Source organism: Gemmatimonadota bacterium, from assembly GCA_041390125.1.
Taxonomy (GTDB): domain Bacteria; phylum Gemmatimonadota; class Gemmatimonadetes; order Longimicrobiales; family Gaopeijiaceae; genus JAGQIF01.
In genome coordinates, this window is record JAWKQN010000010.1 from 108,594 (window position 1) to 124,806 (window position 16,213).

The 16,213-nt window shown below is 71.2% G+C and carries 16 protein-coding genes; 12 read left to right on the forward strand and 4 right to left on the reverse strand.

Translation table 11 applies throughout. The annotated features are described in order from the left end of the window. The first annotated feature begins 37 nt into the window (after positions 1 to 37). Positions 38 to 526 carry a CoA-binding protein gene (locus R3E98_12265; GenBank protein ID MEZ4424176.1) on the forward strand — a complete coding sequence of 163 codons (489 nt, stop codon included), beginning with the start codon at positions 38 to 40 and terminating at the stop codon, positions 524 to 526. Between the two features lie 74 nt (positions 527 to 600). Here R3E98_12265 and bcp read toward each other — a convergent pair whose 3' ends face one another. Both bcp and R3E98_12275 read right to left on the reverse strand, forming a co-directional pair. After that, positions 601 to 1,056 (reverse strand): thioredoxin-dependent thiol peroxidase, encoded by a 456-nt coding sequence (gene bcp / locus R3E98_12270; protein MEZ4424177.1) that lies wholly within the window; start codon positions 1,054 to 1,056, stop codon positions 601 to 603. Next, entirely contained in the window at positions 1,053 to 1,805 is a 753-nt protein-coding gene (locus R3E98_12275) for a hypothetical protein (protein ID MEZ4424178.1), read from the reverse strand. Before R3E98_12275 ends, bcp begins: the two co-directional genes overlap by 4 nt. A 126-nt stretch (positions 1,806 to 1,931) precedes the next feature. On the opposite strand from R3E98_12275, the gene R3E98_12280 reads away from it, so the two are divergent. From R3E98_12280 to R3E98_12325, 10 genes are all read left to right on the forward strand, one after another. Further along, positions 1,932 to 3,065 carry a thiamine pyrophosphate-dependent enzyme gene (locus tag R3E98_12280; protein MEZ4424179.1) on the forward strand — a complete coding sequence of 378 codons (1,134 nt, stop codon included), beginning with the start codon at positions 1,932 to 1,934 and terminating at the stop codon, positions 3,063 to 3,065. Between the two features lie 200 nt (positions 3,066 to 3,265). Next, positions 3,266 to 3,931 (forward strand): sigma-70 family RNA polymerase sigma factor, encoded by a 666-nt coding sequence (locus R3E98_12285; GenBank protein ID MEZ4424180.1) that lies wholly within the window; start codon positions 3,266 to 3,268, stop codon positions 3,929 to 3,931. Between the two features lie 16 nt (positions 3,932 to 3,947). Further along, the gene (locus R3E98_12290; protein MEZ4424181.1) at positions 3,948 to 4,622 is read left to right on the forward strand and encodes a hypothetical protein; all 675 of its coding nucleotides are present in this window, start codon (positions 3,948 to 3,950) and stop codon (positions 4,620 to 4,622) included. 123 nt (positions 4,623 to 4,745) lie between these two features. Beyond that, a complete protein-coding gene (locus tag R3E98_12295; protein ID MEZ4424182.1) occupies positions 4,746 to 5,024 on the forward strand; it encodes a hypothetical protein in 279 nt (92 codons plus the stop codon). Beyond that, the gene (locus R3E98_12300; protein ID MEZ4424183.1) at positions 5,021 to 6,388 is read left to right on the forward strand and encodes a dipeptidase; all 1,368 of its coding nucleotides are present in this window, start codon (positions 5,021 to 5,023) and stop codon (positions 6,386 to 6,388) included. The genes R3E98_12295 and R3E98_12300 overlap by 4 nt, the downstream gene beginning before the upstream one ends. Before the next feature lie 27 nt (positions 6,389 to 6,415). Next, positions 6,416 to 8,398 carry a hydantoinase/oxoprolinase family protein gene (locus tag R3E98_12305; GenBank protein ID MEZ4424184.1) on the forward strand — a complete coding sequence of 661 codons (1,983 nt, stop codon included), beginning with the start codon at positions 6,416 to 6,418 and terminating at the stop codon, positions 8,396 to 8,398. Further along, positions 8,395 to 10,737 (forward strand): DUF2723 domain-containing protein, encoded by a 2,343-nt coding sequence (locus R3E98_12310; protein ID MEZ4424185.1) that lies wholly within the window; start codon positions 8,395 to 8,397, stop codon positions 10,735 to 10,737. The genes R3E98_12305 and R3E98_12310 overlap by 4 nt, the downstream gene beginning before the upstream one ends. Next, on the forward strand, positions 10,734 to 11,717 hold the full coding sequence (locus tag R3E98_12315) for a mechanosensitive ion channel family protein (GenBank protein MEZ4424186.1): 984 nt from the start codon (positions 10,734 to 10,736) through the stop codon (positions 11,715 to 11,717). Before R3E98_12310 ends, R3E98_12315 begins: the two co-directional genes overlap by 4 nt. A 53-nt stretch (positions 11,718 to 11,770) precedes the next feature. Next, positions 11,771 to 12,244: a DUF4440 domain-containing protein gene (locus R3E98_12320; protein ID MEZ4424187.1), complete on the forward strand. Its 474-nt coding sequence runs from the start codon at positions 11,771 to 11,773 to the stop codon at positions 12,242 to 12,244. Positions 12,245 to 12,273: 29 nt separating this feature from the next. Then, on the forward strand, positions 12,274 to 12,753 hold the full coding sequence (locus tag R3E98_12325; GenBank protein ID MEZ4424188.1) for a nuclear transport factor 2 family protein: 480 nt from the start codon (positions 12,274 to 12,276) through the stop codon (positions 12,751 to 12,753). A 14-nt stretch (positions 12,754 to 12,767) separates the two neighbouring features. Here R3E98_12325 and R3E98_12330 read toward each other — a convergent pair whose 3' ends face one another. Next, entirely contained in the window at positions 12,768 to 14,099 is a 1,332-nt protein-coding gene (locus R3E98_12330) for an MATE family efflux transporter (protein MEZ4424189.1), read from the reverse strand. Between the two features lie 149 nt (positions 14,100 to 14,248). Between R3E98_12330 and R3E98_12335 the strand changes: the two genes are divergently transcribed. Further along, on the forward strand, positions 14,249 to 14,410 hold the full coding sequence (locus R3E98_12335; GenBank protein MEZ4424190.1) for a hypothetical protein: 162 nt from the start codon (positions 14,249 to 14,251) through the stop codon (positions 14,408 to 14,410). A gap of 143 nt (positions 14,411 to 14,553) precedes the next feature. Here the strand turns inward: R3E98_12335 and R3E98_12340 are convergent, their stop codons facing one another. Next, on the reverse strand, positions 14,554 to 15,954 hold the full coding sequence (locus R3E98_12340; GenBank protein MEZ4424191.1) for a spondin domain-containing protein: 1,401 nt from the start codon (positions 15,952 to 15,954) through the stop codon (positions 14,554 to 14,556). Positions 15,955 to 16,213: the final 259 nt, after the last annotated feature.

Sequence of the window (16,213 nt, forward strand, 5' to 3'; positions counted from 1 at the left end):
GTAACCTCCGGCCACCCGCCCCCCGTCCCCGACGAGCATGGATCCGATCGAACGCCTGCGCGCCGTGCTGGCCAGCTCCAGCGATCCCGCCAATCCCGACGCGGAAGCGGTGGCCGGGATCATCGACCGCGTCCACCGGGTGGCGGTCGTGGGGCTGAGTCGTGACCCCACCAAGGCGGCCCGTCGCGTGCCCTCGTACATGGCCGCGAAGGGCTACGAGATCATCCCGGTCAACCCGCACGCGGACCGGCTGCTGGGACGCGAAGCGCGTCCGTCGCTGCGGGACGTGCCGGAGCCGGTGGACATGGTCGTGGTCTTCCGGCCCTCCGAGGAAGCGCGCCGGATCGTCGACGTCGCCGCGGCCCGCAGCGAGCGCCCGGTGATCTGGCTGCAGGAGGGGATCCGCGCGGACGTGGCCGCCGCGGCGGCGCGGGCGGCCGGGCTGACCGTGGTGCAGGATCTCTGCTTCTACAAGGCCCACCGCGCCCTGCACGAGACCGCGCCCCGCCCGGCGGCGGAGCGGTAGGGATCGGGGGGGGAACCCTCGGCGGGCCGGGAGGCGGGCACCGACCGCGCACGCCCCCTTCCACGCCGAACCGATCAGTCCAGCGCCGCCAGGGCCTCGGCCGCGTTGCCCTTCGCCTTCACCTTCCGCATGGCCTTCCGCACCACCCCCTTCTCGTCGATGACGAAGGTGCTGCGCTCGATGCCCATGTACGTGCGGCCGTACATCGACTTCTCCTTCCACACGCCGTAGGCCTCCGCCACGCTGTGGTCGGTGTCGGCCAGGAGGGGGAAGTTCAGGTCGTACTTCTTCTTGAACTTCTGGTGCGACGCGACCGGGTCGGGCGAGACGCCGAGCACCACGGCACCGGCCTCGTCGATCCGCGTGCGCGTGTCGCGGAACTCGCAGGCCTGGGCGGTGCAGCCGGACGTGTCGTCCTTGGGATAGAAGTACAGGATCACCTTGCGTCCTTCGAGATCCGCGAGCCGGACGGTGGTGCCGTCGTCGGCGGGGAGCGCGAACGCGGGTGCCTTGTCGCCTTCCTCGATCATTCCTCCTCCGGGTCCACTGCGGGAACGGGCTCCGCGGCGGCCACCGGGTCGGCCGCGGGCACGGGATCGGCTGCCGGCACCCCTGTGCCGCGGTCGGCGCGGGCCGCCGGGACCGGCTCGGGGCCGGGAAGCGGGAGCGGCGGCGCGTCCCGGACCGACCAGCGGTACTGGGGCCCGTGCACGCCCACCTCGCGGACGTAGCTCACCTTGACCGGCTCCCCGGCGTCGCGCGACAGGATGGCCTCCAGGACGCCGGAGACCAGGTTGCAGGGGTCCCCTCCGGGATCGGTCTCCAGGAACAGCGGGTCCCGGCTCACGAAGGTGAGCGATCCCGCCTCGAAGGTCCCGATGGATCCGCCGAACATCTGGGCCAGGTCCTTGGAGAGGCGCCGACGGGCCAGACGACCCAGCAGCCCCTTCTTCATCACCCGCCGGTACCGTCGCGGGCCGCCCAGGCGATCCACGAGCGCGCGTCCCGACCAGCGGAAGACCTGGTCCGAGTCCGGGCGGCGGACCACCAACGCCACGAGATCGTTGATCTCCGCGCCGGCCACCCGGCTCTTCTTGCGGACGGCCTGCTCGTAGTAGCGGATCCGGGACCCGATGACGTCACTCAGCCCGAACCGCCGGGGAAGCGTGACGGTCGGATCCTCCTCCGTGAGGTATTCCTCCGGCCGGTCCAGGGAGCGCATGGCTTCCAGGATGGAAAGCCCCACCACGGCCGAAACGCGCCTCTGTAGCGAATTCACGTCTGGTCGAGCATCCGGGGGGTAGGCGACCCAACGATGGGGGCCGCAATCTCGGGCGCGCTCCCCGCGAGGGCAACGCATGGGAGATATTCCCCGTCCAGCCCGACCTGCTAACTTGGGTCCCTGATGCGACGCTACCCTGCCTTCGATCCCCCGGAATACCTCGATTGGAGCGCCGATCCGGCGCTGGTCGACGAGCACCTGGCCGGCGCGGGCCGCACCCCGGAGCGCCGTGGGATCCTGGCGGCCCTGGGGGCGGACGAGCTCCTGGAGCTCTACCGGGGACTGCTCCGCACCCGGCTGCACGACATCGGCCTGAAGCGCTGGGTGCGCACCGGCGTGATCTCCAAGGCCTGGCTGGGCACGGGCGAGGAGGCCGCCACGGTGGGCCCGGTGGCCGCGCTGCACCGCGGCACGGACGTGGTGATGCCCATGATCCGCAATGCCGGCGCGTGCATCCTGATGGGCCTGCCGATCGCGGACCTGTTCCGCGCCTACCTGGCCACGTCGGATTCACCCAACGGGGGGCGGGACCTGCACGTGGGCGATCCCGCCAAGGGGGTCTACCAGCCCATCTCCCACATGGGCACCAACGTGCCCGTGATGGCCGGGGTGGCCCTGGCCTTCCGCAACCGGGGCGAATCCCGCGTGGCGCTCACCTGGGTGGGGGACGGCGCGTCGCGCAGCGGCGAGGCCCACGAGGGCGCCAACCTGGCCGCCGTCCAGGACCTCCCGGTCATCTTCGTGTTGCAGAACAACCAGGTGGCCCTGGGCACCCGGGCAGAGCAACACACCGCCGGGTCGCTGGAGGCCTGGCCCGCCATGTACGGCATCCCGAGCGAGACCTGCGACGGCAACAACCTGCTGGAGATGTACGTCGCCACCCGGCTCGCCGCGGAGGCCTGTCGCCGGGGAGAGGGCCCGCGCGCCCTGGTGGCCACCACCTTCCGGATGGGCGGGCACGCCACCCACGACGAGCGCGAGGCCCGCGAGACCTTCCCGGCCGAGCTGTTCCAGTGGTGGGGGCAGCGCGACCCGGTGGGCATGTACGAGGCCGTGCTGGCCCGCCTGGGGATGCCGGAGGAGCGGCTCCGGGCCGTCGAGGCCGAAGCCACCGCGGAGGTCGAAGCGGCGGCGGACGAGGCGCTCCGCTCCCGCGAGCGGGCGCCGGAGGGAACCGCGGCGGTCTACGAAGGCTTCGGTAGCGGTGGGGTGCTCGCCGCGCTGCAGGGCCGGCCCACGGGGCCGAGAGTGCCCTAATTTCAAGGAAAACCGTCAGTTATCCCTTGAAGTGCCCGGTTTGTTCCCCCATATTCCCGTTCGCCGTAGCCGGTAACCCGGCCCGCCACGGTACGACCGCACCAGGGTCGTCCGGCGCACCTTCGAGCGCCGCTCGAAGCGTCACGCCAGCGGCCCTGTTGTCACGGGGATCCGGATCCACTGAACCCGGACGCCGAATTATGCCTAGCGTTCTCACGGACGGCCACCCTGCGGGGCTGATCGATCCGACCGAAGCACACGAGGAGTCCCCTCGGGACCTCGTGCCCCTGGGGGAGCTGACCGACGAGGGCCTCGTCGAAGCGCACCTCGAGGGACGCCCCGGTGCGTTCCAGGAGCTGTACGACCGCTACCGGGACCGCCTCATCCACTTCATCACCCGGAAGACCGGGGACTCCGACCGGGCGCAGGACCTGGTGCAGGAGGCGTTCATCCGCGTCACGCGTCACCTGCACCGCTTCGACACGTCCAAGAAGTTCTCGACCTGGGTCTACACCATCGCCAGCAACCTGGCGAAGAACGAGCTGCGGAATCGCTCGCGCTCGCCGCTGGTGCTGTTCCAGAAGCTCACGAGCAACTGGGACGAGGACCATCGCCCCCTCCAGTTCCAGGACCTGAGCCTCCGGCCCGACGACCTCTACCGGAAGCGCTATCTGCGTCGCCTGGTCGAGGACACGGTGGAGACGTTGCCGGAGCATCATCGCCTCGTCTTCCGTCTGCGGGAGCTGGAAGGGAAGAGCTACGAGGAGATCGCCGAGATCACCGGCGTGAACCTGGGCACGGTGAAGAGCCGGTTGCATCGCGCGCGCAACTCCTTCGCGCAGCGCATCGAGCCCTTCCTCAACTAGCGCGCGCCGGATGTCCATGTTCGAGGACCTCCGGCGCGCGTTCCGCGAGGCCGTCTCCAACTTCAAGGAGGAGCTCGGACGCGAGGACGTGCCCGAGGTCGTCGATCGCCTGCTCCAGCAGATGGTGCAGGAGATGACGGATACGCGTGCCTACGTGAAGAAGCTCGACGCCGACATCGAAGTGGCCGAGAAGCGGCTGGCGCACGAGGAGGAGCAGGCCAAGACGGCGCTGCGGCGCCAGGCCATGGCCCAGGGGATCGGCGACGAGGAGACCGCGGCCATCGCGCTCCAGTTCGCCCAGAAGCACGCACGCCACGTGGAGATCCTCGAGCAGAAGCTCAGCGCGTTCCGGCAGGAGCGGACGGTGCGCACGGCCGAGATCGAGGAGATGACGGTCAAGTTCAAGGAGGCCCGCGCCCAGCGCGAGCGCCTCACCGCCACGGCCGGTCGCAGCCAGGCCCGGGGGTCGCTCGGCGAAGCGGACGCCCTGTTCGCGGAGCTGGACCGCATGGAGTCGAAGATCGAGGGCACGGACCACGAGACCGCCGCGGCGGACGAGGTGGCCGACGCCCTCGGGGAGCGGCCCCGCTACGACGACCTGGCGGCCGAGCTCGACTCGTTGGGCCGCTCGGCGCCGGAGCCGAGCGTGGAGGAGCGGCTGGAGGAGCTGAAGCGCCGGATGGGGCGGTAGGGCGCAGGCCGCCCGGCCCGGGTACGCGGCCGAGGCCGCCCCGGTGGCCGAGCCCGCCCGGCCTTTCTAGATTCCCGCCGCGGTAGCACGTGTCTCGCTGAGATAAAGGCCCGAGGGTCATCGATGGAAAACTGGATCGGGATCGGGATCTGGATCGTCATGGGCGCCGTCATCGGCCTGCTGATGAAGGCAGTCGTCAAGCTCGAGGACGAAACGCCCGGACACGCCACGGTCATCGCCGTCCTGGGCGCCTTCGCCGCGGTCATCGGCGGGATGCTGGGCGTGGGCATCTTCCACTTCTTCGATCCGCGGGCGCTCTCCCTGGGCGGGATGGCGGGCGGCCTCTTCCTGGCCGTCCTGTTCACGTTCATCTATCGCTGGGGAGTCCGGGGGCTCACTTGAGCTCCGACCCGCAGGAGTACATCGGCCGAGAGCTCGCCCGCTTCCAGGACGAGCTCTTCGCGTTCCTGCGCATCCCCTCCGTCAGCGCCTCGAGCGCACACGACGCCGACACCCGCCGCGCCGCGACCTGGTTGCAGGAGCGCATGGAGGCCGCGGGGCTCACCGCGTCCCTCCACGAGACGGCCCGCCACCCCGTGGTGCTGGGGGAGTGGCGGGGTGCCCCCGAAGGTGCCCCCACCGTCCTGGTCTACGGCCACTATGACGTCCAGCCGTCCGACCCCGACGACCTGTGGAGCTCGCCGCCGTTCGAGCCCACCGTCCGGGACGGCCGCATCCATGCCCGGGGCGCCGCCGACGACAAGGGCCAGCTCTACCTGCACGTGAAGGCCATCGAGGCCCACCTGCGCGCGCGCGGCTCCCTGCCGGTGAACGTCGTCGTCCTGGCCGAAGGCGAGGAGGAGATCGGCTCGCCCAACCTGGTGCCGTTCGTGAAGGCCATGAAGGACCGCCTGGCCTGCGACGCCGTGGTCATCTCGGATTCGGCCATGTTCGCGCCCGGCCAGCCGTCCCTGCTGTTCTCGCTCCGCGGGCTCGCCTACTTCGAGCTGCGCGTGCGCGGGCCTCGCGGAGACCTGCACTCGGGCGCCTATGGCGGGGCCGTCGTCAATCCGGCCAACGCGCTGGCGCGCATCCTGGCCTCGCTCCACGACGAGCGGGGGCGCGTCGCCATCGACGGGTTCTACGACGACGTGGTGGAGTGGGAGGAAGCCACGCGCGAAGGGATCCGGGCGCTGCCGTTCGACGAGGCGTCCTTCCTGGCCGAGACGGGCGCCAGCAGCCTGGGCGGCGAGGCGGGGTGGAGCGTGCCGGAGCGGCTCTGGATCCGTCCCACCTGTGACGTGAACGGCCTCTCCAGCGGCTATCAGGGCGAGGGCGCCAAGACGGTGCTCCCGGCCAAGGCCATGGCCAAGGTCAGCTTCCGGCTCGTCCCCGATCAGGACCCCGCGCGGGTCGCCGAACTGTTCCGGGCCCACGTCCGGAAGGTGGCCCCGGCCGGCGTGGAGGTGGACGTGCTGGAGCTGCACGGCGGGCGGCCCTGGAAGGGCCAGGTGGAAGGCCGCCTGGTGGACGCCGCCTCGCGCGCCCTGGCGCGATCCTTCGACCAGCCGCCGGTCCTCGTGGGGGAAGGCGGCTCCATCCCCATCGTGGTGGAGTTCGAGGAGATCCTGGGCGCCCCGGCGCTCCTCCTGGGCTTCGCGCTCCCGGGCGCCAACATGCACGCGCCGGACGAATGGTTCCCGCTCGACAGCTTCGAGAAGGGCACGCGCGCCCTGGCACACCTCTACGACGAGCTCGCGGGCTGACCGTCCGTCCAGCCTGACGGCCCGCCCGTGTCCTCGCCTCCCCGCCTGCGCATCGTCGCCGTCGACACCGGCGGCACGTTCACCGACCTGGTCTCCCTCGGTGGGGGCGGGCTGGAGCGTCTGAAGGTCCCCTCCACCCCGCACGATCCCGCCCAGGCCGTCCTGGACGGCGTGCGGGCGCTCGTTCCGGTCGGGGAGCCCTTCCATCTGATCCATGGCTCCACGGTGGCCACGAACGCCCTGCTGGAGCGCAAGGGCAGCCGCGTCCACCTGGTCACGAACCGCGGCTTCGAGGACGTGATCGAGATCGGCCGCCAGAACCGGCCCCAGCTCTACGCCCTGGTGGGTCACCGGCTGCCGCCGCTGGTGGCGCGGGAAGACCGGGTCGGGGTGCGCGGACGACTCGGGCCCGACGGCACCGAGCTGGAGCCGCTCGACCCCGCCGAGCTGACCGCCCTGCCGGAACGCCTGGCCGGTGCCGTGTCGGTGGCCGTGGTGCTGCTCCACGCCTACGCCGATCCGGCGCACGAGGAGCGGGTGGCCGCGGCGCTGGCGGACCTGGGGGTCCCCCTGTCGGTCTCCAGCCGCATCCTGCCGGAGTACCGGGAGTACGAGCGGACCTCCACCACCGTGGTCAACGCGTACGTGGGTCCGCTCATGGACCGGTACCTGGGACGCCTGGACCGTGAGGCCGGAGCGCGCCGCTTCCGGGTGATGGGCTCCAATGGAGGGGCCCTGTCCGCCGAGCGCGCCCGCGCCGAGCCGGTCCACACCGTGCTCTCCGGGCCCGCCGGGGGCGTCGTGGGCGCGCTGGCCTGGGGGGAGCGGACCGGCCTCGATCGCCTGATCACGTTCGACATGGGCGGTACCTCCACCGACGTCTCGCTCTGTCCGGGTCGCCCGCTGCACACGCGGGAGTTCCAGATCGACGGCCAGCCCGTCGCCGTGCCGGTCATCGACATCCACACCGTAGGGGCGGGTGGCGGCAGCCTCGCCCGGGTCGACCCCGGAGGAGCGCTCCGCGTCGGGCCGGAGAGCGCGGGCGCGGTGCCCGGGCCCATCTGCTACGGTCGCGGAGGCACGCAGGTCACGGTCACGGACGCCAACGTCTGGCTGGGCCGCCTCCCGGCGGACGCCTTCCTGGGGGACCGGGAGCTCGACCGCGAGGCCGTACGGGCCCCGCTGACCGCCCTGGCGCAGGCGCTGGGCTCGACGCCCGAGCGCGCCGCCGAAGGCGTGCTGGCGGTGGCGGAGACCGCCATGGTGCGGGCGCTCCGGGTGATCTCCGTCGAGCGGGGCTTCGATCCGGCCGACTTCACGCTGGTGGCCTTCGGGGGGGCCGGCGGCTTGCACGCCGCCGAGCTGGCGCGCGCCTTAGGCGCGGCCTCCGTGCTCGTGCCCCCCGACCCGGGCCTGCTCTCCGCGTTCGGGATGCTGGTGGCGCCAGTGAGCCGCACGGCGGTGCGCACGCTGCTCGCGCACACGGGCCAGGACGGTCTGGAGGACCGCGTGCGGGACGCGCTGGCCGAGACGGACGCGGAGGCCCGCGCCCTTCTGTCCGGCGAGTCGGATGCGGACGAGTCCATCGAGGTGGAGCGCCAGGTGGACGCCCGCTACCGCGGGCAGAGCTTCGAGCTGCGCGTGCCGGCCGACGACTGGCTCGAGCGGTTCCACGCCGCCCACCGGGCGCGCTATGGCTACGAGCGACGGGAGGCGGTCGTGGAGGTGGTGACCGTGCGCAGCGACGCCCGTGCGTCCGGGCCCGCCGCGCCGTTCCCGACGCTCCCGGACGTCCGGGACGCCGCGCCCCTTCGGCCCCATCCGGTGTACGAAGGCGGCGCGCACGCCCAGGGCTCGCGCGTGGAGCGTGCGTCGCTCCGGGCGGGACACCGACTGCGGGGCCCGCTGGTGATCACCGAGTACAGCGGCACCGTGTGGGTGCCGTCCGGTTGGACGGTGGAGGTGGACGCCTCCGCCTGCCTGCACCTCCGTGCGGAGACGGACGCGTGAGCCCATCCCACCCGACGTTGGACGGCGCCGGGACGCGCACGCGCGAGCGGCCTCCCTACGGCGCGGCGCTGCTCGCCGGGCTGGCCGTCTTCCTGCTCTACACGCTCACGCTCGCGCGGACCACGCAGTACTGGGACGCCAGCGAGTACATCGCCACCGGGCACATCCTGGGCATCCCCCACCCGCCCGGGAATCCACTGTTCGTGCTGCTGGCGCGCACGTGGGACATCCTCCTCACGCCGCTGGGGCTGTCGACCGCGGTGCGCATCAACCTGTTCTCGGCGGCGATGGGTGCCGGCGCGCACGGGCTGTGGTTCCTGGTCGTCCATCGCGTGCTGCGCGCCTTCGATGAAGGCCGGAGCTTCCGCCTGGTGGGCGCCGCCGCAGCGGTGGCCGTGTCCGCGACGGCCTTCACGGTGTGGAATCAGTCCAACGTGAACGAGAAGGTCTACACGGTCTCTCTGTTCACGATCGCGCTGCTGACCTGGCTCATCTTCCAGTGGCGCGAGCACCTCGGGGAAGGCAAGGACGACAACCTGCTCGTTCTGGTGGTCTTCATCCTGGGCCTGTCGGTGGCCAACCACCTGATGGCCTTCCTGGCCACGCCCGCCCTGCTCGTCTATGTGGCGGTGGTGCACCCCCGCAGCCTGATCAACTGGCGACTCTACGTCGCCGGCCTCATCGCGCTGGGCGCAGGCCTCTCCGTCCACCTGTTCCTCCCCATCCGAGCGGGCTTGGGGCCGATCATCAACGAGGCCAGTCCGACGTGCGGCTCGGTCGGCGGAGCCCTGGTGAGCGTGCTGAGCTGGGGCCAGGCCGGATGCGCGGAGCTTTCCGCCGCGCTCAGCCGCCAGCAGTACGACAAACCGCCGCTGTTCCCGCGGCTGGCGCCGATCCACTCGCAGATCGCCAACTACCTGCAGTACTTCGACTGGCAGTGGGCACGCTCCCTGGGTGCGACGGACGTGGTGTTCTCGTCCCTCCGGTTGCCCGTCACGCTGCTGTTCACGGCGTTGGGGGTGATCGGTGGGACCGAGCACCTGCGGCGGGACCGGCGCTCCGGTCTGTATTTCCTGGTGCTGCTGGGCACGCTCTCCCTGGGCCTGGTCATCTATCTGAACTTCCGGTACGGCTTCTCGATCGCCGCGCCCGTCAACGATCCCGAGCTGCACGAGGTACGCGAGCGCGACTACTTCTTCATCGTCAGCTTCTCGCTGTGGGGGCTCTGGTCGGGCGTGGGGATCGCAACGCTGTGGCGCTGGGCGGGCGCGCGCACGGGTCGGGCGCTCCTGGGCGCGCCCGTGCTGGCGTTGGCCCTGGTCCCGCTGCTCCTCAACTTCGGGTGGGCCAGCCGCAGCCGGGACTATTCGGCGCGCGACTGGGCCTACAACCTGCTGCAGAGCGTCGAGCCCTACGGGGTGCTCTTCACCAACGGCGACAACGACACGTTCCCGCTCTGGTATCTGCAGGAGGTGGAAGGCATCCGTCGCGACGTGACCGTGATCGTCACGTCGTACCTGAACACCGACTGGTACGTGCGGCAGCTGAAGGCGCTGACGGAGCCCTGTGCCGCGCCTGAGGCCTGGGCGGACGACCCCACGTTGATCACCTGCCAGCGATCCTACCAGCCCGCTGAAGGTGGACCACGGTATGTCGGCTCGAGCGATCCGCTGTACGCGCAGGCCGTAGCGGCGGCACCCACCGACGCCGGGGAGGGAACGCTGCTGCCGCTCGACCGCCCGCTGGTGCTCCCGCAGCGCGCCATCACGTCCGTGCCCGACACCACGCTGACACGGGTGGCGAACACCATCATTCCCATCCGCGAGGACACACGCTACCGCGTCGGTCCCATCGACGCCGTCCTGCCGGGCGGCCAGTACCTGCAGCCGTGGCACCAGTTCGCCATCAGCATCATCGCCGAGTCAATGGGCGAGCGACCCATCTACTTCGCGTCGAGCGGCAGCGGCGCGCCCTCCGCGCTCGGGCTGGACCGCTTCCTGATGCGCCAGGGATTGGCGTACAAGCTCCTCCCGGCCGTTCCGTCGCCGGACTCGATGCCCCCTGGCGTGATCCAGCTCGACGAGAGTCCGCTCACACCGGTGATCGGGTACTGGCTGGACGTGGAGCGGACGCGTCGGCTGGTGGAGCACGTCTTCGTGCATCGCGGGGGCATCCCGGACGCCTGGGACGCCTGGCCCGACCGACCGAGCATCGGCATCCCCAACTACTACTCGTGGACGTACTACTCCCTCGCGCAGGCTGCCGCGCAGCGGCGCGACGCCGAGGCCATGGAGCGCTACCGCGAGCGGGCCGAGGCCTGGGGAGACCTGGGGAGTTGAGGGCCGCGACCTCGACGTTTGCGCTCACCGCGCAGCTCCTGCCCGCGGCGCAGGAGGAAAGCGCACAGCCGGCCCGCTTCCGGGGATCGCTCGATGCGCAGGCGCTCCTCCCCGAGCTCGTCCGCACGGCCGTCATCCTGCTGGTGGCCATCGTGGCGTATCGGTTGGTGAAGGCCCTGATCCGCCGGATGGTGCAGCGCGAGGTGGCCGACGAGGACCCCGTGACCCGGCGGCTTCGGCTGCAACGGAGCCAGACCCTGGCCAGCCTGCTGGGCAGCGTGGCCTTCGTGGTCATCGCCACCCTGGCCACGCTCACCGTGCTGGACAACTTCATCGACATCGGCCCGCTGCTGGCCAGCGTCGGCGTGCTCGGGCTGGCCGTCTCCTTCGGCGCACAGTCGCTGGTCAAGGACGTCATCACCGGCACCTTCATGCTGCTCGAGAGCCAGTTCGGGGTGGGGGACGTGATCCGCATCGCCGACGTCTCCGGACAGGTGGAGCGCATCACGCTGCGCACCACGACGCTGCGGGACCTGCACGGTGTCGTCCACATCGTACCCAACGGCGAGATCACCCGCGTCAGCAACCTGACCAAGTCGTGGTCGAAGGCCGTCCTCGACATCGGGGTTGCGTACAAGGAGAACGTGGACCGGGTGATCGCGCTGCTCGCGTCCATCGTGGAGGAGTTCCACCGCGACCCGGCCTGGGCTCCGCGCCTGTTGGAGGCACCCGAGGTCCTGGGGGTCCAGGATCTCGGGGACAGCGCCGTCGTCATCCGCGCCAGCGTGAAGACCCTGCCGCAGGAGCAGTTCGCCGTATCGCGCGAGCTGCGGCGGCGGATCAAGAACCGCTTCGACGAAGAGGGGGTGGAGATCCCCTTCCCCCATATGACGTTCTACTGGGGGGAAGGGCAGCAACCCGGGGAGCGGGCGGAGGCATCCGACAAGCGCGCGCCTCTGGAGCCGGGAACGACCGACTGAGGGGACCCGAAGCCGAGCGGCGGAGCCGGCGGCACCGACGAGGGGAGGATGGGATGGGACGATTCGCGCGACGGTGTCTCGGGGGGCTCGCCCTGGTGGTGGGCAGCGGATGCGGCCGGGGACCTGCGCCGTCCTCCACGGACCCCGCAGCGGATTCCGCGGCCATCGTCGCAGCGAGCCGCGCATTCTCCGACGCATACGTGGACGGAGACACGGCCCGCCTGGCCGAGCTCTACACGGAGGACGCGCTCGTCCTCCCGCCCGGACGGACCGTGCAGGGGCGAGCGGCCATCCAACGCTACTTCGGACCGGGACCGCGGCGTGCGAACCTCGCGCACGCCATGACGTCGGAGCGGCTGGACGTACAGGGCGACCTCGCCACCGACGTGGGCGAGTGGTCCAACACGTGGCGGATCGGAGAGGAGGAGGCGCAGACCGCCTCCGGTCGCTACCTCGTGGTCTGGCGTCGCGGACCGGACGGCCGCTGGCGCATGGTGTACGACATGTGGCACCGGCCCCCGTCCTGATCCATCCCGCTTCCACCCAGGAGACGCCCATGTCGGTCCTTGCCCGCCGCTCCACGCTCGGGGCCCTGCTGATCGCCCTGGTCTCCGGGGGATGGAACGTCCCCCCGCTCCCGGCCCAGGAGGCCTCCGGCCGGCTCCCCTCCGTGGAGCTGCCGCCGGAGCTGGAGCGCGTGCTGCGCGACTACGAGCAGGCGTGGTCCGGAGGGGACGCGGAGGGTCTGGCCCGGCTGTTCACGGAAGACGGGTTCGTGCCTCGTCCCCACGGATGGACGCGCGGACGTGCCGCCATCCTCGACGCCTACGCCTCGACCGGTGGGGACCTGCGGCTGCGGGCCCACGCGTTCGCCACGTCCGGGACGGTGGGCTGGATCGCCGGCTCGTACGGCTACGCGGAGGAAGCTGCCACCCGCGACATGGGTCGCTTCCTGCTGGCGCTCCGGCGTGACTCTGCCGATGCACCGTGGCGCATCGCCGCGGACCTCGATCACGGAAACCAGGGGTCCCCGTAGGCGGGCACCGACGTTCACCCGCGCATGCGCACCCGCGCGCGAAGCGCCGGGTAGCGCCTCCAGAGCGTGAGGGCGCGCGCCACCACGAACGTCACGAACGCCAGCCACAGCCCCGTGTTGCCCCCCCACCGCGCCAGCGGAAGCGAGAGCACCAGGAAGACGAGGCAGGAAAGGACGCTGGCGTTCCGCATGGCGCGCGTGCCCGTGGCTCCGATGAAGACCCCATCCAGCTGGAACGCCGCGAAGGACAGCGCCACGTAGAGGGCCGTCCATGGCAGGTGGCGCACGGCCACCGTCCGTACGTCCGGCAGGTCGGTGAGCACGTGCACCAGCGGCGTGCCCAGCAGCAGCACCAGGGTGGCGAGGACGATCGCGGTGAGTGCCGCCATCCAGGTGGACAGGCGCACGGCACGGTCGAACGCGTCCACCCGGGCCGTGCCGACGGCTCGACCCACGAGGATCTCCGTCGCGTGCGCGTAGCCGTCCAGGAGGTACGCGCTGAGTGTCACGAGCTGCATCAGGACGTGGTTCGCCGCGAGGATGTCGTTGCCGAAGCGGGCGCCCTGGTTGGTGAACCACCCGAAGCCGAGCAGCAGGAACAGCGTCCGGATCATGATGTCCGCGTTCGCGGACATCATCGCGCGCGCGGCGCCGCGATCCAGGATGCGGGCACGCGGCCAGAAGGGCTCGCTGTCCGTGCGCTCAGCTTGAAAGACCCGCACCAGCAGGCCGCATCCGACCACGAGCGTGCTCCACTCCGCCAGCGCGGTACCCAGGGCGATCCCACGGACCCCCCATCCGAACACGCCCGCGAACAGCACGTCCAGCGCGATGTTGACGCCGTTCAGGAAGACCTGCGTGACGAGCACCTGGCGGGTCTTGCCGAGGCCGATCAGCGACCCGAGCACGGCGAAGACCCCGAGGCTCGCCGGAGCGGCCCAGATGCGGATCCGCAGGTAGGCTTCGGTCAGCGCCTCCACGTCCGGCTGCGCCCCGAGCAGGGCCAGGGCAGCCCGACCGAGCGGCACCTGCAGCAGGACGAGCCCGGAGCCGAGCACCCCCGCCAGCATCAGTGCGCGCGCGAACGTGGCGCGGACCTCCGCCGGATCGCCGCGACCGGCGGCCTGGGCGGTGAAGCCCGTCGTGCCCATGCGCAGGAAGCCGAAGCCCCAGAAGAGGAAGCTGAAGACCAGCGCCCCCAGCCCGATGGCGCCCAACGCGGACACATTGCCCGTATTCCCGATCACGGCGGTGTCGACCAGGCCCAGGAGGGGCACGGCCGCATTGGCGAGAACGATGGGCCACGCGAGGTGGAGGATCGTCCGGGGCGTGACAGGCGCGTGCATGGCGAGGAAGGTCGCGGATCGGCCTTCGTCGGCCAGCCCCGCCCCACCCTCGCGAGGTGCGGGCGCGGGGATTGCAGGCCCCGGGCGGGGCCCGCCCGCCCCGTTCGAGGCGGCGTGGTGCCCCCTGGACCCGCCCGCGGGAGGAGGCGATGAACAAGCTCTTCGGATTCCTGGGGATGACCCTCGGTGGCTGGCTCGGCTGGGCGATCGGCGCCCACGTGTCCTTCTTCACCGCGTTCATCGCCAGTGTGGTGGGCACCGGGGCCGGTCTGTTCGCCGCGCGACGCGCCCTGGCGTCCCTGCTGGGGTGACGGGCCCGAGACAGAGCCCCCCCCACGAAACCTCCGCTCGAGGCACCCACGGAACGAGGGCCGGAGACGCGACCGCCTCCGACCCTCTCCCGTGTGTCCGTCCCGGCAGACGCAGCCTCAGGCCACGTCGCCGGGTCTCCGCGTCAGTTCACGATCGGCGTCGACACGATCGTCACCCGGATGATGTCGCCCACGGGCGGATAGAAGTATCCATCCTCGACGTCGGCGATGGCGCGGATGATCCCGTCCTCGTCCTCACCCGAATCGGGTCCGTCCTGCCGCTGGACCTGGTCGGGCCCCACGCCCGGCTCCTGGTTCACCTCGGTGCCGGCGTCCCACAGGCCCACCTGCGCGGTGAGGTCGCCGTTGGCCGGCACGTCGCCGTTGAAGAGCGCGATCCCGTCCTCGGGCCCATAGAAGAGGTCGTTGGACGCCACGAACATCGTGGCGAACGACAGTCGGTCACCCTCCATGGCCGTGAACTGGATCTCGTACGCCTCACCGGGCCCGATGGGACCGGCGGTGGCGCTGCCCTCCGGCATCGTGAACGTGCCGCTGGCGTCGACGTCCGTCGCGGCGCCGAGCGCTGCCGCCAGGGCCGTGGGATCCCCGTCCTCGGCAATGGCCTCGAGGCCGTCGTCGGCATCGGCGGAACCGACGGTGAAGACCGGGTTGTCACCCTGGTAGACCGCCCACACGCCGGGAGAGAGCGGAACGGTCACGCCGGACCGCTCTTCCAGATTGTCCGCGAGCGTGGCCGGGTCGCCGTCCTCGGCGATCGCCTCCAGGCCGTCGTCTTCGAGCGGATCACCCGCCGTGAAGAGCGGCGCCGACTCGGTGTGCAGCACCCAGGCGCCCGGGGAGAGCGGCACCGCCTGTCGACCGCCGTCGGACGTCATCAACGTGGTGGAGTCCGACACGTTCTGGATGATCACGGTGAAGCGCTGCGCGCTGTCGTGCTGCACCATCACCTCGATCACGTCCTCCACATCGGGCAGGTTCCCGAAGTCGTCGGCCGCCGGGCGGACCGAGATGTCCGGATCCGACGCACCCGTGTCGGGGTCGCCCTGGCTCGGGGCCTGGTCGTCACCCAGCCCGGGCTCCTGGTTCTCTTCCGTCCCCGCGTCCCACAGCATGATCTGCGAGGTCACCACACCGTCGACCGGGTCGCCATTGGCATCGTAGAGCGGGATGCCGTCCTCGTCCGGCGCGAAGAAGAAGTCGTTGGACGGGATGAACATGGTGGCGAAGGAGAAGTGCGCGCCCGGCGGGGCCGTCAGATCGACTTCATAGGCGTCGCCGGGAAGCAGGGCGGCGGGTGCAGAAGCGCCGACGGGGGTGTCGAACGACCCCGACTTCAGCACTTCGTGCATCTCGCCCACGTTCTCGATCCGGAGCGTGAACGCGGCCTCGGTAGGCTCGCCGGGCTCAAGGCCGTTGTCGTCGTCGTCGCACGCGGAGAGCGTGGCGCCGGTGGACACGAACGCCACTGCGGCCAGCATGCGAAATGCGCTCCGCACCGTGTCGGTCGCGGAATGGGACATACGTGGTTCCTCGTTCTCGGGTGTTCAGGAACCTCTATGCATCCCGCAAGCCTCGCTCCGTCGCACCGCCAAGGGACGGATCCCGCGCCCACGCTGCGCTTCCGGCTGCTGGGGCCTCTCGGGGCGAGAGCCGCTCCGTGCGCGGATCGTGTTTCATGGTCCGGGCCGTGAACGAAGGCGCAACGGGTGAGCAACGATTGCGTAGCCCTCAGCCCCGCAGCGCGAGCGGGCCTGTCGGAGAGGCGCGCCGGGCAGCATT